Genomic DNA, 21,974 nt, shown 5'->3' with positions numbered 1-21,974 from the left:
CCGAGAGGGCAGGATCATATTTCGCTTCGTTAGTAATATTTGCGCGCGTTTAGGCATGATGATGGCCGTTGCCATGCTGTTTCCTGCAATGTTTGACTTGCGCGACGGCACACCGGACTGGCTGATTTTCATTCGCTCATCCCTGTTTACCGCCGTTGTATCGTCACTGGTCTTTCTCTCCACGCAAAACAGTCATGTCCGCTTTTCACCGCGTCTCGGCTTTCTGCTCACAGTCTCGCTCTGGGTAACTGCTGGCCTGCTCGGTTCTATCCCGTTTTACTTCTCCCATCTGCCGATCAGTTTCGCGACAGCGTTGTTTGAATCCACATCCGGCATCACAGCAACCGGCTCTACAGCACTGACAGGTCTCGACCAGATGCCGCGCGGCATTCTGATCTGGCGCTCATTGCTGTGCTGGATCGGCGGTATCGGGTTTATCGGTTTGGCGCTGTTGCTGCTGCCGTCTCTGCGCATCGGCGGTGTCCAGCTATTCCATATGGAATCCTCGGACAAGTCCGAGAAAATTCTGCCGCGCGTCAATCAGCTGGCGATCGGCATTATTGTCGCCTATTGCGGCCTGACCATCCTATGTATTGTTGCATTTTTTGCCGCCGGAATGGGCATGTTTGATGCCATTAATCACGGGCTGACGACGATTTCCACGGCTGGTTATTCGACCCATGACAATTCTTTCGGCTTTTTCGAAGGTAATAACGCCATTCTGATTGTGGCTATGGTCTTTATGACGCTCGGCTCCCTGCCGTTTATTCTGTACATCAAGGCCGTCATTCCGCAGCAAATGCCCAACCTGCTTGATCCGCAGGTTAAACTTTTCCTGTCTTTAATCATAATCTTCACATTCGGGCTGGCTGTGATACTGCGCATCAGTTCCGATATGCCTTTCGGCACTGCTTTGCTAACCGCAGGCTTCCATTTCATTTCCGTTATCACCACCACGGGTTTTGCAATGGAGGATTACACGCTTTGGGGACCTGCCGCGGTCGGCGTGTTTTTTCTTGCCTCCTTTATCGGCGGCTGTGCCGGTTCCACATCGGGCGGTATGAAAATCAACCGCATCATCATTTTGTGGCGCACCACACAGGCCAGCCTGACCCGTCTGGTCATGCCCCACGCTGTTGTCAAAGCCCGTTATGGCTCATCGGAAATCACTCCTGATATTGCCCAGAGCGCACTGCTCTATCTGTTTCTGTATTTTGCCTCGCTGGTACTGGGCACAATGGCATTGTCAATCTTCGGGCTGGATTTTGTCTCTGCTTTTACCGGCGCGCTTACCGCTCTCTCCAATGTCGGTCCCGGCCTTGGCGAAACCATCGGCCCTGCAGGCAATTTCTCCACTATCAATGACAATGCGCTCTGGGTACTGAGCTATCTCATGCTGGCCGGACGTCTGGAACTGATTACTGTGGTCATTCTGTTTACCCGTGCCTTTTGGGTACGCTGAACAGCGACCATCACGAAAAACTGATCCGGTTCTGAAAAAGAAAATGATGCAGAATGGTTGATAATTTCAATTAGCCATTCTCATTGTTTCATTCATGATATAATGCAATGACTCTAAAGCAATTCTTGGAAAGGCCGTCACAGGCTCTGAGCCTTGCATTGTTGTTATATAATTGCTTTATGCACTTCTGAGACTTCCATTCTGCCTCCGGCAGTTCACAGCCCTTTTATTGCCACCCTCTTACGGAGTTCCTATGCCGATTAAGGTTGATCTTGATGATATTGACTGGAAAATTCTGCGGGAACTGCAAAATGACGGGCGGATGACAAATGTCGAGCTGGCGGAACGCGTCGGTATTTCGGCACCGCCATGCCTGCGCCGTGTGCGCAAACTTGAAGAAAGCGGCATTATTCAGGGCTATCAGGCAATTATTAAAGGTGAAGCTGTCGGGCAGGATCTGGTGGCTTTCTGCTCAGTCGGCCTGAAGCACCAGTCCGATGGCGAATTGAAAGCCTTTGCCGAGAAAACCAAATCCTGGTCGCTGGTGCGCCGCGCATGGATGGTGTCCGGTGAATCCGATTTTCTGCTGCATTGCGTTGCACCAAATCTCAACGCGTTTCAGACTTTTGTGATTGAAGAACTGACCGCGACGCCGAATGTGGATTCTGTGCGCACAGCACTGACCATCAAGCCGGTCAAAGACGAAGTTTTGATCGCAATTTAAACGCGACACATCTCAGAAAATGAAAAAGCCGGTGAAAACCGGCTTTATTTATATCTGCTCGAAAATCCGTTGGTAGAAATCACCGATTGTCTTCGCTTCGCGTTCCAGCGGGAAAAACTCGCGCACACGCTGCAAGCCTTTTTCCGCATGCTGTGCGGCAAGTGCGGGGTCGCGCAGATAATTTTCAATCGCAGGTGCCATAGTCGCACCGGACGGCACAACATAACCGGTTTCACCTTCAACCACGATTTCCGGATAGGCACCGGCATCGCTGGTCACGACTGCGGTTTGTGAAGCCATGGCTTCAAGCGGTGTCAGGCCAAAACCTTCGGTGCGCGAGGGCGCCACATAAACATCCAGACGGCGATACCATGCACTGATACTGTCGCCCGCAGGATCGGCACTGACAAACGGCACCTCACCCAGAAAAATAATCCGGTCAGCAAGACCCGCTTTTCTGACCTTTTCCTGCAGCTCTTTTTCAAAGCCAACATGCTCGGCTGTGGCACGTCCTGCCACCACGGCTGTCCAGTCGGGATAGCGCGGCAACAGTTCAATCATCGCATCGACAAAAAGATCGGTGCCCTTCTGATGCCGCACACGCCCAAAACAGCCAATGGCATATTTTCCGGGCAAACCAGTAGCAGCGAAACGATCCTGCTCACTTTGTGGCGGACGGAACTGTTCCAGATCAATACCGTGCATACTGACAGTATTCGGCACTTCCAGATAGCTCGCCGTGCGAGTACTGGTTGCCAGCACACCGTCCATACGACGGATCAGCCATTTGGTGAATTTCTTATGATGGCGCTGTGAAGCCGAGGTAAAAATCACCTTCAGCTTCATCCGCAGCACATCACGCATAATAATGCCGGCCAGCATTTCAACATTGCGGCGGGCATGCCAGATGCGGAATTTTTTGCCGGACGCAGGCTTGCGCCATAATCCGGCAAGATCACGCAAATTCACATGCGGAAGATCATCCGGCAATCCCCGCCCGACAGCTGCAATCCTGATCCCCATTTTACGCTGCACCGGCACCAGCTGGACAATCGTCGAGGTGACGCCGGAGAGACGCTTTTTAAAATTCGGAGCCAGAATATCAGTGTCGATGAGGGATACGCGCACTGGTTAAATAAATCTCATACCAAGGATTTCATAGGAACGGGCGCCGCCCGGTGCATTGAACTCCACAGTATCGCCTGCGCTTTTGCCGATCAAGGCACGAGCAATCGGTGACGAGATGGAAATGCGGCCGTTTTTAACATCCGCTTCCTGATCGCCGACGATCTGATAAATGCGCTCTTCTTCGGTGTCTTCATCAATAAGTGTAACAGTCGCACCGAACTTGATGGTCGTGCCTGTCAGCTTTGAAATATCGATCACTTCAGCACGGGCGATAAAGTCTTCAACTTCACCGATACGGCCTTCATTGAGGCTCTGTGCTTCTTTGGCTGCATGATATTCGGCATTTTCAGAAAGATCGCCGTGCGCGCGCGCTTCCGAAATCGCCTCGATAATGCGCGGACGCTCTTCCTGCTGACGCCAGCGCAGTTCCTCTTTCAGCTGATCAAAGCCAGCCTGTGTCATAGGGAACTTTTCCATGCCCTGTCCTTTCTCATGCCTGATGCGCGGTCTTCAATCGCGCTAAAGCACTCCGCAGCCTTAAAACCACGAAAATGCAGAAACAAAAAATGAGACTATCTTCCGGCTGGCAGAGCGCCGTGCGCCCTGCTGGCCGCACAAAGGTTGCTCTAACATTTATATTTACAGCGTAATTTTACCTTAAACTGTTTCGAGCTTAAGGAATTATGCTGCAGCAGCCGGAGAACACCCCCGAGACTCAAAAATAAAACGGTCACCGAAGCGGTGCTTCGGAACCGTTCATCATTCATCATCTGTTTCAGTTATCGTGCCAGCTTTGCAAACAAAAAGAAAGAGCAAAAAGCATCGGCAAAAAATTTGTGAAAAACGCGGGACCTGTCCGCCCCGCTCCAAGCTTTTCTGAAACATTTTTTAAAAAAAACAGATCTTTTTTACTGAAAACCTGTGACAGCTTTTACATAAACACAACACTATGAAAACACCGAAACAATATATAAGACTTCAGTATAAAGTATTATAAGTCCGGAAATTTTATAAAAACTACAGCAGACAGCACGAGAATCATTTCGGATATACGCTGTAACATCATATATTATGCTGAAATCCGGCTTGCTTTCCTGCAATAATACAGCATAGTGACCGCGGTTCAGCACATGACCTAAGCCTGCTCCGATCCGGTTTGCCCTCAGCTCTGTCCCGTATCACACAGAGAAAAGCAGTTCCGGCATGCCGGACAGTCCGGTCTTTGCAAGAGAAACATGATCTGAACTGCACCTGGAGCGGTTCCGGTTAATATTGAATCAGCAGAACCGCTCTGACTCTTTGTTTTAACGCGTATCTTATCTGATCGAAGCGGGATAAGAAAACAGTCCAGTGAACTGTTTTCCCTGCGAAGGCGCTTCGCACTTTTCGGAATACGCTCTATCCGCGATTTTAGCATTCCGCAGGCATATCATGACCCAGTCACGCGCTAATTTACTGCTTCTTTTTGCCGGCCTGATCTGGGGTCTTGGCTTTGTTGCCCAGTCAACCGCCATGGAAAATATCGGCCCGCTGACCTTTATCGGCCTGCGCTTTATCGTGGCCACGGCGACAGTTGCACCTTTTGCCTTTATGTAAGCCGGACGCGCATCCAAACCACTATCCATCTCAGATTACAAAGCCTTTATGATTCTCGGCAGCATGTTGTTTTCCGGTATGGTTCTGCAGCAAACCGGCCTGCTTACCACTTCAGTCACCAATGCCGGCTTTCTCACCGGTCTTTATGTTGTACTGGTACCGATTTTAGGCGTGATTTTATTTTCCCAATGGCCGCATCCGGTCGTCTGGATCTGTGCAGTGCTCAGCCTTACAGGCATATTCATGCTGTCCGGCGGTTCGCTTGACGGTTTCAGTCAGGGCGACTGGCTGATGATTACCGGCGCATTTTTCTGGGCTTTGCAGGGCTTGTTCATTGCCCGCTATGCATTGCGTATCGGCAGACCGGTGACCATGGCCTGCGTTCAGTTCGCAGTCGTTGCCCTTGCCGGCATCATTTGTGCTGCAATTTTTGAACAAATCGAATGGCAGACCATTCAGGCTGCGGCACCGGAAATTCTGTTCACCGGCATGTTCTCATCCGGCGTTGCGTTTACATTGCAAGCTATCGGCACACGCTACACCAGCGCACCGCAGGCAGCTATTTTCCTGTCTTCTGAAGCTTTATTCGCAGCCCTGTTCGGTGCGATTCTGCTCGGCGAACGTCTGCCATTCATCGGCCTTGCCGGTTGTGCGCTGATTTTCCTGTCCATGCTGATGGTGGAAATTGTACCCCGCCTGCGTTTCAAAAAACCAACAACCGGCAAGACAAGTCTTTCAGAGGTTTCTGCAGAAAATCTGTGAGACGAACCGGTCACAGCTATGGTTTAAAAGACACGGCAACACGTTAAACCGCCGGATTTATCTGTGCGGTTTATGTTTACAGATTGCCAGACTTGTTAATAACTGCTTTTAAAAACACTGAACATCCGGTTACGTACACGGAAGAGGTTCAGCTTGGTTGAACAGTAACAGGCTTGGCAAGGATAGAGCAGCGAATGACTCGCATTTTGTTTCTGGCATTCGTTTCCATCATTATCAGCGGTTGCACCGGCTCCCGCGCGGTACTCTGGCACGGCCCCAATTCCAATCCGGCTTCCGTAGCTGCCGCCAATGCTGCCATCGTCAAACCAGCTCAGCCAGCTTCCGTTGTACCGGTTTATGTAGCCACAAGCCGCCAGCGCAGCGATGATTTTTCAATGCCTTATAACGCGAAACGTTCAGACAAACTGAATTTTTCACGCGTTGATATCGGCATCCCGAAAGCGCATGTGAGAGGTGTTGTGGAAAAGACCGGCTACAAGCCGGATCCGGCCAAACATTTCGCAGCAGTCAGCTTCCAGCCTTTTGATAACAGCCAGATTTTCGTCAATCAGCTGAATCAGGCTCTGGATCAGCATTCGGCTAAAGATCAGGAACTGCTGATCTTTGTGCATGGCTATAACAATAATTTTGCGGACAGCACGTTCCGCGCCGCCCAGTTCACCCATGATTACGGATTGAAATCCGTGACGGTGCATTACGCATGGCCGTCTGCCGCCTCGCTCGGCCTTTATGTTTACGACCGTGACAGCGCAAATTTTGCACGTGACGGTCTGGCAGAGCTGCTGAAACTGGCATCAAAAACCAAAGCCAAACGGATTTTGCTGGTTGGTCACTCCATGGGCAGTTTTGTCACCATGGAAGCCCTGCGCACATTGGCACTCAATGAAGAACGGACTGCACTAAATCGCCTGACCAATGTTTTGCTGGCCGCGCCTGACATTGATCTGGATGTGTTTGAAAAACAGATCAAAGATGTCAAACCTCTGCCACCTATGGCCGTTCTGGTTTCGCGTAATGACAGCGCGCTGAATATTTCAGGCCGCATTACCGGCGGACATTCCCGCGTCGGCGACGGTTCCAGCATTGAAACACTGCAGAAATATGGCATTGCCGTGCTGGATGCCAGCAGTGTTGACGGCGGTGCACATAGTGTCTTCGCCTCTTCACCAACGCTGATGGCACTGGTTAGCGACGGCAGCCTGTCTCTCAATACTTTGAAAGGCGAAGGTCAGACCTCCGGTCAGGCAATATTAGCAGATGGTACCAATGTGATTACCGGTGCAGCTTCTATGGTTATCTATCTGCCCGGGCGTATTTTAACAGCGGCTGCCACAGGCTTTCAGCAATAATACAAAGCTCTCACACCATCCCCGACCTGTTTTGACTTCGGGGATGGTGTAAAATTTGTTTTCTGCAGTAACCACATTTTACAATATTGATTTTCTCCTCATCAATAAAAGATTATATTAAATCGGTAAGCATTCAGGCTGCATTCACATAATTCCGTATAGATTCTGACAAACGAAAAAAGTCCCGCTATCCGTCCGTCCATATTCCGAATGTATGCATGACGGAACCGGAACAGGTGTTAATTCGTTTATACTTCATGGCGCCCTTTGATGCTCTGAGCTCAGAAAGCCTCTGACATGAAAAGCGCGCAGATTGTTCTGCTGCAAAAATAGACAATTCATCACGGGGAGACCGAAAAATGAAACTTGGTATCAAATCGGCAATCATTGCCATTGCTTTATTCTCCGCCACAGCTGCTCAGGCTGCGAATGCGATTGTGACAACCAATCTTAATCTGCGTACCGGCCCTGGCACGAATTATCGTACGCTCGGCTCTATTCCGAACGGTGCGCGCGTTGATGTGAACGGCTGCACCAGTGGCTATGGCTGGTGTCGGGTCTATTATGCTGGACGCTCCGGCTGGGCATCCTCGCGTTATCTGGCAGTGCGTGAAGGATCTTCCGGCAACTACAGCAATAATAATTTCGGCAACACGGCCGCAGCTATCGGTATTCCGCTGATTGCCGGCGTGGTTATCGGCTCGGCCATCAACAATGACAGGTATGACCGCTGGGATCGTCCGTATTATCGTCCGCACCGCCCGTATTACCGGCCAAATTACCGTCCGGGCTGGAACGGGCACCGCCCCGGTCGCCCGGGCTGGGAAAACGGCAACCGTCCTGGACGTCCGCACTGGAACCGTCCGCGTCGCGGCGGTGACGGTCCGCACGGCCAGTAATCACTGAGCCTCTAAAAACGCCGCAGAGATTTTCTGCGGCGTTTTTTTATTTCTGATAATTATCAGCCAGAATGAAAACGTACCCTTTTCGTTCTATACTTATATGCCTATATTCGCTAATGTCTGACGACCCGCTTTATTCTGATCGGGCTACAGACTGGCTGTATTAATCATCTGCCCTTCGCTTCTGCTTGCCGAGAGAGTTCTGACATGTCCAAAAAAGATAAGTCATCACAGCCCCCTGCTGATTTGAACAAGCAGCAACAGGGTTTCGGTGAAACACCGCAAGTTGATGGTTTCGGCGAAGTGCCTCAGGCAGAATTTTCAGGCATTCCGCTCTCCTCTTCGGTTGGCGACTGGTCGCGGATGATCAGTGAAATGGCTGAGCAGCCGGAAGCACTGCCTGTTACCAAACCGGCACCCCCAAAGAAAACCGCCCCGAAAAAAAGCGACACCTCCAAGGCACCTACATCCAGAGCCAAAGCAGCCACGCTGAAAGAACGCGTAGCGGCAGGTCTCAATCCTGTCTCCGGCATGGATATCACCATGGAAGATGCAGCCAATATGCCTTCCAGCGGTGCCACTGCAACCGTAGAAGCGCTGTCTGCTTTGATTGAATCCGGCAATCCGCTGTTCAAAAACGGTAAACTCTGGACACCGCACCGGCCGGAACGCCCTGCTAAGTCCGAGGGCGGCATCCAGATTAAAATGGAAACCGAATATACCCCTTCCGGTGACCAGCCGACAGCCATCGCCGATCTGGTGGAAGGTATTGAAAACAGCGATCAGACACAGGTTCTGCTCGGCGTGACCGGTTCGGGTAAAACTTTTACCGTTGCCAATATTATTGAACGCACACAGCGTCCTGCTCTGATTCTCGCACCGAATAAGACACTGGCAGCCCAGCTATACGGAGAGTTCAAAAGCTTCTTCCCGAATAATGCGGTCGAATATTTCGTATCCTATTATGATTATTATCAGCCGGAAGCTTATGTGCCGCGCTCCGATACCTTCATTGAGAAAGAATCCTCGATCAATGAAGAAATCGACCGGATGCGCCACTCCGCCACCCGCTCACTGCTGGAACGCGATGATGTGATTATCGTCGCCTCGGTCTCCTGTATTTACGGTATCGGTTCGGTCGAAACCTATACGGCAATGACCTTTGAAATGACGATCGGCGACCGTCTCGATCAGCGCCAATTGCTTGCCGATCTGGTGGCGCAGCAATATAAGCGTCAGGATATCAATTTCGTGCGCGGCTCCTTCCGTGTGCGCGGCGATACGATTGAACTCTTCCCTGCCCACTTGGAAGACCGTGCATGGCGTATCTCGCTCTTTGGTGACGAGATTGAAACCATTACGGAATTCGACCCGTTGACCGGTCAGAAAACCGGCGATCTCAAATCCGTAAAAATCTATGCGAATTCGCATTATGTGACGCCGCGTCCGACCCTTAATCAGGCGATCAAATCCATCAAGGAAGAGCTAAAGCACCGCCTCGTCGAACTGAATAATGCCGGACGTCTGCTCGAAGCCCAGCGCCTTGAACAGCGCACAACCTTTGATCTGGAAATGCTTGAGGCGACCGGCTCCTGCGCCGGTATTGAAAACTACTCACGTTATCTCACCGGCCGCCAGCCGGGTGAGCCGCCACCGACTTTGTTCGAGTATATTCCTGACAATGCTCTGGTTTTCATCGATGAAAGTCATGTTACCGTTCCGCAGATCGGCGGCATGTATCGCGGCGACTTCCGTCGTAAAGCAACGCTTGCGGAATATGGATTCCGCCTGCCCTCCTGCATGGACAACCGCCCGCTGCGTTTTGAAGAATGGGATGCAATGCGCCCGCAAACCGTTGCGGTATCAGCAACCCCCGGCAAATGGGAAATGGAACAATCCGGCGGTGTGTTTGCTGAACAGCTGATCCGCCCGACCGGCCTGATTGACCCGCCGGTTGAAGTGCGCCCAGCCCGTTCGCAGGTCGATGATGTGCTGGGAGAAATCCGCGAAACAGCAAAGAACGGCTACCGCTCGCTGGTCACAGTGCTGACCAAGCGCATGGCCGAGGACCTGACAGAATATCTGCATGAACAGGGTGTGCGCGTCCGTTATATGCACTCGGATATTGATACGCTGGAGCGCATCGAGATTATCCGTGACCTGCGCCTTGGTGCATTTGATGTGCTGATCGGCATCAACCTGCTGCGCGAAGGTCTGGATATTCCGGAATGCGGCTTCGTTGCAATTCTCGATGCGGATAAAGAAGGCTTCCTGCGTTCGGAAACCTCACTGGTGCAGACAATCGGCCGTGCAGCGCGAAATGTCGATGGCCGCGTTATTCTTTATGCCGATACGATCACCGGCTCTATGCAACGCGCGATGGAGGAAACCAGCCGTCGTCGTGAGAAGCAGGTTGCCTATAATACCGAACATGGCATCACACCGGCATCGGTGCGCAAGAATATCTCGGATATTCTCAATTCCGTTTATGAGCGGGATCATGTACGCGCGGATATCAGCGGCTTTGCAGAACAAGGCGGGATGGTCGGCAATAATCTCGGAGCGCATCTTGAGCATCTTGAGAAGAAAATGCGTGACGCGGCAGCTGATCTTGACTTTGAAACGGCAGCAAGGCTGCGTGACGAAATCAAACGTCTGCGAGAAAAGGAACTGGCTATTGCTGATGATCCGCTGGCACGCGAAGCGGAACTGTCCCTTGAACGGCCGTCCAGAGGTGGCAGAACATCGCCGTCACCATCCCTGTTTAAAAAACCGTCGCTCGACAATATGGGGCCCGGAACAGATATGGTGAAACCGCTCAGCCCGCAGAGCAACGACGATCCGGCTCCGGTCAGGCGGCATCGCGCCGGCGCCGGCTCCTATGAAGATCCGGTGGATGTGAAACGCAAAACCCGACGCTCCGGCAAGACCGGACGTCCCGGCAAATAACGTGTTGCATCCTGTCTGTGTTGACAGGGTAAGACGGAAAACGCATGAAAGCTATGTGCGTTTTCCATTTCTTGCATTAACATATGTCTCAAAACCCGCGCAGGATTTTTGCGATATATTCTGACAGGATCAGCCTATGCGTCTTCCGGCCGGATTATTTGCTGCACTCATGCTGTCTGTTCCGGTCTCTGGTCTGTCCGCTGCCTTTGCACAAGAGCAGCAGGAAAAACCGGCTGAATCTGCCCCTCCCATAGCGGAGAAAAAACAGAGCGGGAAGTCTGACACCGACGCGAAACCTGCACCGGATGTTGCGCAAATCTGCCGCCTGATTGCCGGATCAGCCGAAAAACATGGCATCCCGCCGAATTTCTTTGCCCGCCTGATCTGGAAAGAAAGCCGTTTTGATCATCTGGCTGTCAGCCCTGTCGGGGCGCAGGGTATTGCGCAATTCATGCCTTACACAGCTAAAGAACGCGGCCTGACTGATGCTTTCAATATTGAGCTGGCTCTGCCCGCCTCGGCATCGTTCCTGAAAGATCTGCATAGTAGTTTCGGCAATTGGGGGCTGGCAGCCGCGGCCTATAATGCAGGACCGACCCGTTTGTCCAACTGGATGAAGAATGGCGGATTTCTGCCATTGGAGACAGAGAATTATGTTCTCTCCATTACCGGCAAAAGCGTGGATCATTTCAGCACCGGACAGGAACTGACCGACACACCACTGGATGACAAACTGTCATTTCAGCAAGCCTGCCAGCTGTTACCCGTCATCAAATCCCGCTCACTCTCTATGGCGCAGCTTAATCCGTTTCCATGGGCGGTTCAGGTGGCAGGAAATTTCCGCCAAAGTGTTGTCAGCGCTCAATGGAACCGCTTGCGCAAACAGAATCCGAAACTGTTCGCCGGACGTGAAGTCTATATTTCCCGTGTCCGCAGCCCGATCGGCAGAAGAGGTATCTATGTTGCCCGCCTCGGTGCGAACAGTCGTCAGACGGCGGATAATCTCTGCCAGACCATCAGAATCAGTGGCGGTTCGTGCATCATTCGCAGAAACCGCTGAGACATTCAGAGCCTTTGGCGGCAGTGAAGGTAAAATGCACGGGGCTGCATCACTTTCCGGAATAAGCGACAACCGGAATACACAACCGGAATACCAGCAATTGTTCAATTTCAGCAGTGAAAACAACGTCTTTAAAAATCGAAAGCAGCCTTTTTGTGTATTTTTTCTCAAAATATGCGATTTTTTAAGTGATCCGACTTCCTTCAATCACAAAGAACTACACAATTCAGTTATTATACAACAATTTTCAAAACTAAATAAAACTTAAGTCATCTTGATTTTCTTTTTAGTGAAGTATCTTTGTATTTATGACTATTTATTTTTTATTGCAGCCCAACTTGGCAAAGAAAAAACAGCATCATAACAAAAATTTGCTTGCCAAATACCTCTCTATAGATCAGTCTTCAAATGTTCGGGCATTTGGCGAACAATGGAAGACTGGAAGAACGGCGCGCCGGAACCGCTATAAGCTCCGGGTCAGGCAACTGACAATGATCGGCTCCTTTCCTGATTTCGATAACTGCCTGCATACCCCTACCGCTGGGCGTGTGGTGCGCATAGCGGTTCGAAAAATTCCGTTGCGGCTGAAAGGCCAAGACGGCGCCAAGGAAAAGGAACGTATCCCATGGCACAAACCGGCGTAGTCAAATTCTTTAATGGTGAAAAAGGCTTTGGCTTTATCAAACCGGATAATGGCGGACCAGATATTTTCGTACATATCTCTGCTGTTCAGGCTTCCGGCCTCACAAACCTCGCTGACAATCAGAAAGTTTCTTTCGAAACTGAACCGGATCGTCGCGGCAAAGGCCCTAAAGCTGTAGACATCAGCATTACCGAATAAAAAGCACCAGACTGCCTATATATGATTTCTGCGTGGTATTCTCATGGAAGTCAGACTATAAGCAGTGCTTTATTCAGAAACCCCGGTTACGCCGGGGTTTTTTATTACCCGCAGAGCGCAAACTTCGCTCTTTTAAACGCTCGCTGTTCACTTTCTGATACAGTCTGACAATCAAAAAAGACAGTTCACGCCGGTTCGCAGAGCATTACCGGATTGCCCCCTCTCACCGGAGAGCCTGCTATCCCGTTGTTTTCGTGAATATCTTACACCAGCAAACGATTCCCGTTTAAGCACCGCACTCGCACGTCTTGCAAACACGTAAATTCATGCTTTCAAATCCATGCTGCTTGTCATTAATCGTGAAAGACGGAGATATTTAAAAAGCTGAACATTGCCCTTATTTTCTGTTCAGCAAGCATTCATATGCCCTGCTCTAATGATTGATCATCATCTTATCTCAGACATTAAGTTGCGGATGAGAGAAGACCAAAACCGGCATTGCCGAATGCGTAAAGCTTCGTAAGGAGGCACAGATTATGATGAATAAGTTGACCAAAACCGCTCTGATCGCAGGCCTCTCCATTGCCACGATAGCTGGCAATCTCTCAGTTGCATCCGCTGATGACTGGGGACGCCGCCACGGAGGCTGGAACAATGGCGGCTGGAATCATGATAATGGCTGGCGTAACCGTGACAGAGACTGGGATCGCCGCGACCGCCGCCGTGATCGCAACAATGCGATAGCCGCAGGTGTGCTTGGCCTTGCAGCCGGTGCAATTATCGCCGGAGCCATATCCCAGCCACAACCGCAACCTGTTTATCGTGAACCGATTTACAACGCACCTCCGCCACCGCAGACCTTCTATCCTGCCCAGCCGGCACGCGGTAATTATGGACGTGACTACCGTGGCTCCTACCAGCCATGGACACGCGAATGGTATAACTGGTGCTCCCAGAAATACCGCTCCTTCAATGCCCAGTCCGGTACATTCCGCGGCTATGATGGTCAGGATCACTTCTGCGTTGCAAACTGATCCCGCTCAGATGAAAAAACCGCCGGTCCCACCGGCGGTTTTTTATTAGGGCACTAAGCTGCCCAATGAGATGTCCGACACTCAGAGTTATCCTCTTCCAAGACAGCTCAATTACACCAGAAACGGGTTGCCTCTGCGCTCATCACCAAAGCGGCTACCTGCACCATGACCGCAGATAAAGCTGAACTCATCACCGAGTGGCAGCAGCTTCTCCTTGATGGAACGGATCAATGTTTCATGATCCCCGCCCGGCAAATCCGTGCGGCCAACCGATCCGTTGAACAAGACATCACCGACAATTGCAAAATGCATGGCTTTATTTATGAAAACCACATGCCCCGGTGAATGCCCCGGACAATGCAGGACTTCAAAATCCTCTCCGGCAACCTGCAAGACGTCCCCTTCTTTCAGCCAGCGATCCGGCTGAAAATTGCGGAAGCCTTCGCCCAGACCAAATTTAGCCGCCGAGGCCTCCACATTATCATAGAGAAACGCATCTTCTTCCTGAGAACCGATAATCGGCACCTGCAATGCATCACGCAGATCAGCGGCAGCACCGATATGATCGACATGGCCATGCGTAATCCAGATCGCTTCAATTTTTAGCTGATTATTCTCAATCACTTCCTTGAGCGCATCAACATCACCGCCCGGATCAATAACGACGCCTTTTTTACTGTCCTTATCGAACAGGATTGTACAATTCTGCCGGAAAGGCGTGACTGCAACTATGATTGCCTGAAGCTTGCTCATTTATCACCCGATTATCGTTTGCATTCTATGGCCGGTTTTCGTTTTGCATAGAGCATGTCTGGCTCAAATGGGTTCATTCAGTTTTCGCGAACATGCGACCATAAAAGAATCCAGAGCGAGTGCCATGCGTACAATTAAGCGCGACACGCTCTTGCACAAACAAAAAAGGACAGCCGGAGCTGTCTCTTATATAGGTCGCGTAAATGAAAAAAGCAGTGCGCGCACACTGCCTGAAGAAAAATCATATTCTTATGACCGGCACGATATCATACCCTGCCGGTCATAAGGTAATTAATCCCGATTTTGTACGATCAGGCTTTATTGGCCATGCTGTTTTTAATCAGACCGATTACGGCCGTCAAAACAGCACCGCCGGCACCGCCACCGATCAATTGTCCGACAATACCGCTCAGCGCAGAATCAAGACCGCCACCGGACAGCATTGGCAGAAGCTGACCCAGGATCAGACCGCCGATACCACCGGCAACTGTATTGCCTGTTGTTCCAAGGCTGAGATTCTTAACTGCGCCTGCCAGATTACCACCGACAGCACCGGCGACTAACTGCACAAGAATAGGAATAATGGCATCCATAATTGTCACCCCAATTAATGTTAAACATCAAAGTAGAACGCCTTGACATCTAGATGATGACAAGAAAAAGGAGTCTGTCAATTCTTATAATTATTACCTGATAAATTCAGCATGTTTCATCCCTTCTGAACTGACCGTAATCATACAATTTCGCACAGAATCAGTTTTACGCAGCAGAGCATTTGAAAATGCAGGATGTTGGCCTCAGAATGTTGCCATGGATGTTTCTAAAACGGAGAATTGAAAGTAAGATGCAGGTAATCTATCCGCATAACAAACAGGCTGATAGAACTATACAGACTGAAATATGAAAGAACCGGAGACCGGACGTGCGTTTCAATCACAATGATACTACTATTCGTTCAGCCCTCTCAGAAGATGAGGTCAACGATCTGGGCATCATTGAGCTTCTGTTCTTTTCCTATCGCGATTTCACAGCTGACCCTGATAAGCAGCTTGAAACCATGGGCTTCGGCCGCGCACATCACCGTGTCTTATATTTCGTCAACCGCAAACCCGGCATGAGCGTCGCGGAATTGCTGGATGTTTTGAAGATCACCAAACAAAGTCTTGCCCGTGTTCTGAAACAACTGGTCGATAACGGCCATATTATTCAGCTGACCGGTGAAACCGACCGCCGCCAGCGGGAATTATATCCGACTGTTTCCGGCCGCGAGCTTATTCTTTCTCTGACACAACCACAGTCAAACCGCATTGCGGCAGCTCTGGCTGAAAGCAATGTCACGGAAAAACAAATTATCCAGAACTTCCTGAAAGCTATGGTTAACAGCGACCAGCGCGATCAGATCGACAGCCTGCCGCTCAACCGGTAAATATAAACAGCCTTCATTCACATAGTGTGTATATCCGAAGGCAGTCCGCACAGATAAACAGACAGCTGAAAACGAAATAATAAAGCTGAATTCACGCCTTACCAAAGGCAGAAAAAGCTTTGTACTGAAAGGGTAGAAACAATGACCGGCGAAGACACAATTTTGTCCGATGATGCCCCGCACCTGCTGGTGGTTGATGATGATACCCGTATCCGCAGCCTGCTCTCGCAATATCTGAGCACCACCGGTTACCGCGTTACAATGGCAGCCAATGCGCAGGAAGCCCGCCGCAAGCTCGAAGGTATTGATTTCGATCTCATTATTCTCGATGTCATGATGCCGGGTGAAAGCGGTGTAGAGCTGACCCGTTCGCTGCGTGAGCAGAAAAATGTGCCAATTCTGATGCTTACCGCGCTTTCTGAAACCGACAGCCGTATCAGCGGCCTCGAAGCCGGTGCCGATGACTATCTCTCCAAACCGTTTGATCCGCGTGAACTGACGCTGCGTATCAATAATATTCTGCGCCGCGGTGCTCAGCCGACACAGCATATTATCGAGCAGATCGTTTTCGGCCCTTACACTTTTTCCATTCCGCGCAAGGAACTCAAACAAGGCGGCGAAGTTATCAAACTGACAGATCGTGAACAGGATATCATGACGATCTTCGCTGAACGTGCCGGCGAGACAGTACCGCGTCATGAACTGACAGGTCAGGACGGGGAAGTCGGAGAAAGAACAATTGACGTGCAGATCAACCGTTTGCGCCGCAAGATTGAAGTGGACCCTGCTAATCCAATCTGGCTGCAAACAGTGCGCGGTATCGGCTACAAGCTGAGCATTGAGCAATAAAAGCTCTCATCGCCAATAACATAATCCTGACGAACAGGAGAAAATAGCAGTTGCTCTGGAAAAGGTTTTCCGACTGGCTGGCATTGCGTATGCCCAAGCGGCTTTATGCGCGCTCGCTCATCATCATCATCGCTCCGATGGTGCTGTTGCAGTCGGTTATTGCCTTCGTCTTTATGGAACGGCACTGGCAGATGGTCACAGAACGTCTGTCCACGGCGGTTGTACGCGACATCTCTGCTATTATTGATATTCTGGAAACCTATCCGCAGGAACCTGATTACGCGAATATTATCCGTATAGCGCAACAACGGCTGGATCTGAACGTATCCGTCTTGCCGCCCTCGCCGCTTCCGCCTCCGGGACCAAAACCGTTTTTCTCTATTCTTGATTACTTTCTTAATGAAGAAATCACCCGCCAGATCAACCGGCCATTCTGGATTGATACGGTCGGCGATTCCGATCTGGTAGAGATCCGCATTCAGCTGGACGATAAAGTGCTGCGTGTTTTTGCCAAGCGCAGTCAGGCCTATGCTTCAAATACGCTGATCTTCCTCACATGGATGATTGGTACGGCCTTGGTTTTGCTGACCATAGCGATTGCCTTTTTGCGCAACCAGATCAAACCGATCCAGCAATTGTCAGAAGCGGCTGAAAGTTTCGGTAAAGGTCAGCCCATGCCTGTCGGCTTCCGCCCCCATGGCGCTGAAGAAGTGCGCAAGGCGGGCATTGCCTTTATTCAGATGCGCGAACGCATTGAACGACAGATTGAACAGCGCACAGCCATGCTCAGCGGCGTGAGCCACGATCTGCGCACCATTCTCACGCGCTTTAAACTGCAACTGGCCATTGCCGGCAGCAAAATTGATACCGTGCCGCTTAATCAGGATATTACCGACATGCAGAATATGCTGGAAGGCTATCTGGCTTTTGCACGCGGTGAAGGCAGTGAGGAGCAAGGCGTTCTGGATCTGCAAATCCTCTTCACGAAGCTGGAAGAAGAAGCACGGCTGCGCAATCGTGGTTTCTCCACTGAGATGCACGGTAACAGCAATATTCACGTCCGCCCGAATGCATTCACTCGATTGGTCAGCAATCTTGTCGGCAATGCTTTCCGCTATGCACAGTCGGTGCATTTAACAGCAACACACAAGGATGACTGGCTGACCATTGTGGTCGATGATGATGGTGCCGGCATACCGGAAGATAAACGGGAAGAGGTTTTCAAACCTTTTGTACGCCTGGATGAAGCCCGCAATCAGGACGCAGGCGGCACTGGCTTGGGCTTAGCGATTGCCCGCGATGTTGCCCGAAATCATGGCGGAGATATTACACTGGACAGCAGCCCGAAAGGCGGCTTGCGTGCCATTATCAGCATTCCTGCGTGATACAAGAATTCAGGTACTGGACACAGCTATATCCGGCACCTGAACTGAACTTCTGCATAATATGCGGTGCAGCCTTATTTACACGATGACAGAAACTTCACAGCCTGCGCATTGTAAACGCTGTCATCAGGCGATGAGAAACCGACAAAGCCTTTCCGCTCTTCTCCGGCTTTTAATGTACCGGTTGTCAGGAGTTTCTCAATCGTATCAGCGGACAGCTCGGTTTTATCCGGCATCACCGCTTTAAAGCATCCGGCAGAAAGATTGAGCGGCTTATCACTCGCATTCAGGACAGCCACATTAAAGGTTTTGGAAAACTGAAGCATGTCGCCCACAGTGATGGCCGATTGATTACGCATTGTGGAATTCACAATCACTACGTCCGCTTCGTCAAGCGGCTTACTTGCGGCATAAGCACCATTCGCAATACAAGTGAATAAAACAGAAAATAAAATGATTTTCTTATTAATCATAGAATAACTCCGATAAAAATACCGGGAATTATCAAAGGCATTTATGTCATATTTTAGATAAATTATATAAATACATAACATCAAAGAATATAATTAAAAATGATAATTATATTCTTTGAAAAATAAGGTTATATCAGTTTTTTCCCGTTCGGTACATTTCGCTCTGTTGCTGCCAACACAATATCACCATTTTCATCAGCAAATCCGAGTGTCAATACTTCAGACATAAACGGACCGATCTGGCGCGGCGGAAAATTAACTACAGCCAGAACCTGACGACCGACCAGCGTTTCCGGCGTATAATGAACAGTAATCTGTGCAGATGATTTTTTAATGCCAATCACATCGCCGAAATCAATTTTCAGCTTATAGGCAGGCTTGCGGGCTTTGACGAAAACTTCCGCTTCAATAATCGTACCGGTGCGGATGTCGACTTTTTCAAAATCCGCAAAACTGATTTCCTGATACTCAGACACAATACCCCCCATGCTTATAGAGCGTGTCGCGTTTAATTGTAACCACTGCGCTCGCTCTATCTCCAAGTTTTTACGCATGTCACTATCGGAAAACCGGTACCCGCTTTTCCGCGACATGCATTAGAGCATAATTCCTTAAACTTAGATCAGTTTAAGACAAAATTATGCTCTAATTTTAAAGTGTTAGAGCGACCTTTGTGTGCCAAGCTTGGCACACGGCGCTCTGGCGCTGCCTTTTTAAACAGGCAGCGCTTGTTTTATCACCTTAAGCCCGGCCGACGGTTTCAAATAACACGCCCTGCAAAGCCTCTTTCGCTGGCACGCCCGACCAGACCACAAACTGGAAAGCCTGATAATAGCATTCACAAGCCTCCAGCGCGCTGGCCAGCAACACCTCAACCTGACGGCTGGTCGGCTTAGCGCCGCCCGCCAGCAACAGGGACTGGCGATACATTATCGCCCCTTCCTGCCGCCACAGATCAAAGTGCCCCATCAACAATTGCTCATTAATCAGAGAGAGCAGACGCATGACTTCATTCACGCGGGGCTCACTTACCTTGACATCAAAGGCGCAGGCCAGATGCAGCGCTTCAAACTCTTCCATCCACGAGAATGAAAGATGATAATCCGTCCAGTTACCGACAACAGAAACCGCAATCTCATCGTCACCGGTACGGTCAAAAGCCCAGTCATTGGCATGCGCAACCTGTTCAATGACATCCACCGGATGTGCATCGCGAGCGATATCGAGCTCAAGAAGGTTCATGTTCGTTCCCTGTTTTTGGGTTTACCCGTAAGAGCAAAACCCGGATTCCGGCTGTCATAAATACGCAGCCGGAATGCATCCCCCCGCAGCAAGCGCCGCAAAAAAGACACACTGGTTAATAGGCCGAGACAAATGTTGCCAAACACTGCAACCCCGCCTCCAACACACGCGCAAACACATGACTGTTACACTGGCACATCAACCGGATCTGTGCGGCTGAACTCACTGCCCTGCCACTCCCCGCTTCTGCCATGCTTCATGACTCAATTACGAATCATGCAGTGTTTTCAGTCTATTGATGCTGAGTCAGAGTACCAGTCCTTTTTGTCAAAACTCTAAGAAACCATGTGGAAAGAACAAACGGCGCCCGAGTGGGCGCCGCTGTAACCGATTCTGGAATAAGGGCTTTTAGGCATTCACCCCTGTGAATAAAAAGTTAAAAAATCTTTGAGATTTTTAGACCTTAAGCGCCTTTTTTCGCTGGTTTTTCTGTCAGTGCTGCTTCGATTTTAGCAATACGCTCTTCAAGCTCGGCAATTTTAACAGTCAGGGCACTGTTTTCGGTACGGGTTTTGACCGCCATTTCACGCATGGCTTCAAAATCTTCACGCTGCACAACATCCAAAGTGTTGAGCAATTTTTCACCCTGAGAGCGCATTGCTGTCTCGACTTCACGACGCACGCCCTGCGCGGCACCCGCAGCATCAGTGACGAGTTTTGCGAGTTCATCAAGAACTTTACCGGTTGCATTACTCATTGGATCACCTCTTTTTAGCCGCCACAGGCGGAAATAAACTTCTGCTTCTGAGATAAGCCCGCATTATATCGTATGCAAGACTTAAACAGTCTTACTTTGTCAGACATTTAAGTTCGGCTTAAGGCGAGTGGATTGAATTTGACGTTTGCCCCCGACCGACATCAATGTTGTTTCAAACGTCAAATTCGAAAATCTACTCGTTTCATATAATTGCCAGTGGTCATTTCAATACCGACATTTGCTCAGCATCTACATCCACGGGATGCAAATGCCGGTATCAGACCACTGGAACCCGAATAAAGCCATAAAAGCAACGGACTTTTATCCTGAACAAAAATTCGCTATGCCTCATCAACAACAGTACAAACCAGTGCTGGAACACATGATAGCAGACGCAGCCATAACGGAGTGAAGAATGACCGAACCGCAGATCATAATGGCTGCACTGCCCTTCCCAAATATTGATCCTGTGCTGTTTTCCATAGGGCCGCTCTCCGTGCACTGGTATGGTATCGGCTATGTCATCGGCATTTTGTTTGCGTGGTGGTATGGCAAGAAACTTGTAAACACAGCGCGTCTGTGGCCGAACAATAATGCGCCTATGGATCCGCTGGCTCTGGATGATTTTGTGCTCTGGGCAGCCCTTGGCGTTGTGATCGGCGGCCGTCTCGGTTACGTGCTGTTTTATAATTTCGGTTTCTATATCAGCAATCCGCTGGAAATACCGGCTGTCTGGGACGGCGGCATGTCCTTCCATGGCGGAATTCTCGGCACGACCGTTGCCATGATCCTGTTTGCACGCAAGCGTCGCATTCCTGTCTGGAGTATGTTCGACACAATCGCCGCCGGTGTACCGATCGGCCTCGGCGTCGTGCGCATTGCCAATTTCATCAATTCAGAACTCTGGGGTCGCGTCAGCGATGTTTCATGGGCAGTTTATTTCCCCAATGGCGGACCGCTGCCACGCCACCCGAGCCAGCTTTATGAAGCAGCACTCGAAGGTTTTGTATTGTTCTTCGTACTCGCTTTGCTGATCTGGAAGGGCAACAAGCTCAAAGCTCCGGGCTTCATCGCCGGTGCCTTTGTCGCCGGTTATGGCTTGTCCCGTATTCTGGTTGAATTCTTCCGCGAGCCGGACGCACAGCTCGGCTATCTAGTCGGCGGCTGGATGACCATGGGCATGGTTCTGTCTGTTCCGATGGTACTGCTCGGTGTCTGGGCAATGTGGCGCGGAAACCGAGCTGCGGCAAAGGCATAAACA

Annotated in this window: 22 protein-coding genes and 1 pseudogene; 15 read left to right on the top strand and 8 right to left on the bottom strand. The window is 50.3% G+C overall.

Annotated features, from left to right (window positions below; all coding sequences use genetic code 11):
* Positions 1–61 precede the first annotated feature (61 nt).
* Together HBA93_RS10725 and HBA93_RS10720 are read left to right on the top strand one after the other, a co-directional pair.
* Positions 62–1,462, top strand: coding sequence for a TrkH family potassium uptake protein (locus HBA93_RS10725; protein ID WP_221723339.1), 1,401 nt, complete (start codon positions 62–64; stop codon positions 1,460–1,462).
* 253 nt (positions 1,463–1,715) lie between these two features.
* Positions 1,716–2,186, top strand: a complete 471-nt coding sequence (locus HBA93_RS10720) for an Lrp/AsnC family transcriptional regulator (protein WP_022711706.1) — start codon at positions 1,716–1,718, stop codon at positions 2,184–2,186.
* Positions 2,187–2,234: 48 nt separating this feature from the next.
* On the opposite strand, the gene HBA93_RS10715 is transcribed toward HBA93_RS10720, so the two are convergent.
* Together HBA93_RS10715 and greA are read right to left on the bottom strand one after the other, a co-directional pair.
* Positions 2,235–3,314: a glycosyltransferase family 4 protein gene (locus HBA93_RS10715; RefSeq protein ID WP_221723265.1), complete on the bottom strand. Its 1,080-nt coding sequence runs from the start codon at positions 3,312–3,314 to the stop codon at positions 2,235–2,237.
* Between the two features lie 3 nt (positions 3,315–3,317).
* Complete coding sequence (gene greA / locus HBA93_RS10710) at positions 3,318–3,791, bottom strand: transcription elongation factor GreA (RefSeq protein WP_221723264.1); 474 nt, start codon at positions 3,789–3,791, stop codon at positions 3,318–3,320.
* 954 nt (positions 3,792–4,745) lie between these two features.
* Here greA and HBA93_RS10705 point away from each other — a divergent pair.
* From HBA93_RS10705 to HBA93_RS10665, 9 genes and pseudogenes are all read left to right on the top strand, one after another.
* Positions 4,746–5,672 (top strand): annotated as a pseudogene (locus tag HBA93_RS10705) (DMT family transporter).
* 194 nt (positions 5,673–5,866) lie between these two features.
* A complete protein-coding gene (locus tag HBA93_RS10700) occupies positions 5,867–7,042 on the top strand; it encodes an alpha/beta hydrolase (RefSeq protein WP_221723263.1) in 1,176 nt (391 codons plus the stop codon).
* Positions 7,043–7,401: 359 nt separating this feature from the next.
* On the top strand, positions 7,402–7,941 hold the full coding sequence (locus HBA93_RS10695) for an SH3 domain-containing protein (protein WP_122093835.1): 540 nt from the start codon (positions 7,402–7,404) through the stop codon (positions 7,939–7,941).
* 249 nt (positions 7,942–8,190) lie between these two features.
* Entirely contained in the window at positions 8,191–10,893 is a 2,703-nt protein-coding gene (gene uvrB / locus HBA93_RS10690; protein ID WP_502910089.1) for an excinuclease ABC subunit UvrB, read from the top strand.
* Positions 10,894–11,029: 136 nt separating this feature from the next.
* Complete coding sequence (locus HBA93_RS10685; protein WP_221723261.1) at positions 11,030–11,953, top strand: lytic transglycosylase domain-containing protein; 924 nt, start codon at positions 11,030–11,032, stop codon at positions 11,951–11,953.
* Entirely contained in the window at positions 11,919–12,221 is a 303-nt protein-coding gene (locus tag HBA93_RS10680) for a hypothetical protein (protein WP_221723348.1), read from the top strand. Before HBA93_RS10685 ends, HBA93_RS10680 begins: the two co-directional genes overlap by 35 nt.
* 40 nt (positions 12,222–12,261) lie before the next feature.
* Positions 12,262–12,597 carry a hypothetical protein gene (locus tag HBA93_RS10675; RefSeq protein ID WP_162994421.1) on the top strand — a complete coding sequence of 112 codons (336 nt, stop codon included), beginning with the start codon at positions 12,262–12,264 and terminating at the stop codon, positions 12,595–12,597.
* Complete coding sequence (locus tag HBA93_RS10670; RefSeq protein WP_022710150.1) at positions 12,579–12,794, top strand: cold-shock protein; 216 nt, start codon at positions 12,579–12,581, stop codon at positions 12,792–12,794. The genes HBA93_RS10675 and HBA93_RS10670 overlap by 19 nt, the downstream gene beginning before the upstream one ends.
* Before the next feature lie 539 nt (positions 12,795–13,333).
* Positions 13,334–13,828, top strand: coding sequence for a BA14K family protein (locus HBA93_RS10665; protein ID WP_121991661.1), 495 nt, complete (start codon positions 13,334–13,336; stop codon positions 13,826–13,828).
* Positions 13,829–13,939: 111 nt separating this feature from the next.
* Here HBA93_RS10665 and HBA93_RS10660 read toward each other — a convergent pair whose 3' ends face one another.
* Both HBA93_RS10660 and HBA93_RS10655 read right to left on the bottom strand, forming a co-directional pair.
* Entirely contained in the window at positions 13,940–14,581 is a 642-nt protein-coding gene (locus tag HBA93_RS10660; protein WP_221723260.1) for an MBL fold metallo-hydrolase, read from the bottom strand.
* Positions 14,582–14,892: 311 nt separating this feature from the next.
* Entirely contained in the window at positions 14,893–15,174 is a 282-nt protein-coding gene (locus HBA93_RS10655; RefSeq protein WP_121991508.1) for a hypothetical protein, read from the bottom strand.
* Between the two features lie 329 nt (positions 15,175–15,503).
* Here HBA93_RS10655 and HBA93_RS10650 point away from each other — a divergent pair, with 329 nt between their 5' ends.
* From HBA93_RS10650 to HBA93_RS10640, 3 genes are all read left to right on the top strand, one after another.
* Positions 15,504–16,007: a MarR family winged helix-turn-helix transcriptional regulator gene (locus HBA93_RS10650; RefSeq protein ID WP_121991509.1), complete on the top strand. Its 504-nt coding sequence runs from the start codon at positions 15,504–15,506 to the stop codon at positions 16,005–16,007.
* Between the two features lie 141 nt (positions 16,008–16,148).
* Positions 16,149–16,856, top strand: a complete 708-nt coding sequence (locus HBA93_RS10645; RefSeq protein ID WP_121991510.1) for a response regulator — start codon at positions 16,149–16,151, stop codon at positions 16,854–16,856.
* 89 nt (positions 16,857–16,945) lie between these two features.
* Entirely contained in the window at positions 16,946–18,241 is a 1,296-nt protein-coding gene (locus HBA93_RS10640; RefSeq protein WP_221723338.1) for an ATP-binding protein, read from the top strand.
* 74 nt (positions 18,242–18,315) lie between these two features.
* On the opposite strand, the gene HBA93_RS10635 is transcribed toward HBA93_RS10640, so the two are convergent.
* From HBA93_RS10635 to HBA93_RS10620, 4 genes are all read right to left on the bottom strand, one after another.
* Positions 18,316–18,714, bottom strand: a complete 399-nt coding sequence (locus tag HBA93_RS10635) for a DUF4354 family protein (RefSeq protein WP_221723259.1) — start codon at positions 18,712–18,714, stop codon at positions 18,316–18,318.
* 128 nt (positions 18,715–18,842) lie between these two features.
* Complete coding sequence (locus HBA93_RS10630; RefSeq protein ID WP_353619347.1) at positions 18,843–19,190, bottom strand: tRNA-binding protein; 348 nt, start codon at positions 19,188–19,190, stop codon at positions 18,843–18,845.
* Between the two features lie 265 nt (positions 19,191–19,455).
* Entirely contained in the window at positions 19,456–19,956 is a 501-nt protein-coding gene (locus HBA93_RS10625; protein ID WP_022710142.1) for a type III secretion system chaperone family protein, read from the bottom strand.
* 463 nt (positions 19,957–20,419) lie between these two features.
* Entirely contained in the window at positions 20,420–20,713 is a 294-nt protein-coding gene (locus HBA93_RS10620; RefSeq protein WP_221723257.1) for an accessory factor UbiK family protein, read from the bottom strand.
* Between the two features lie 415 nt (positions 20,714–21,128).
* Here HBA93_RS10620 and lgt point away from each other — a divergent pair, with 415 nt between their 5' ends.
* Positions 21,129–21,971 carry a prolipoprotein diacylglyceryl transferase gene (gene lgt / locus HBA93_RS10615; protein WP_221723256.1) on the top strand — a complete coding sequence of 281 codons (843 nt, stop codon included), beginning with the start codon at positions 21,129–21,131 and terminating at the stop codon, positions 21,969–21,971.
* Positions 21,972–21,974 lie beyond the last annotated feature (3 nt).

Origin of the sequence: Ochrobactrum sp. SFR4 (genome assembly GCF_019730395.1) — a bacterium.
GTDB lineage: Bacteria > Pseudomonadota > Alphaproteobacteria > Rhizobiales > Rhizobiaceae > Pseudochrobactrum.
This window is presented reverse-complemented; position numbering and strand designations above follow the sequence as displayed.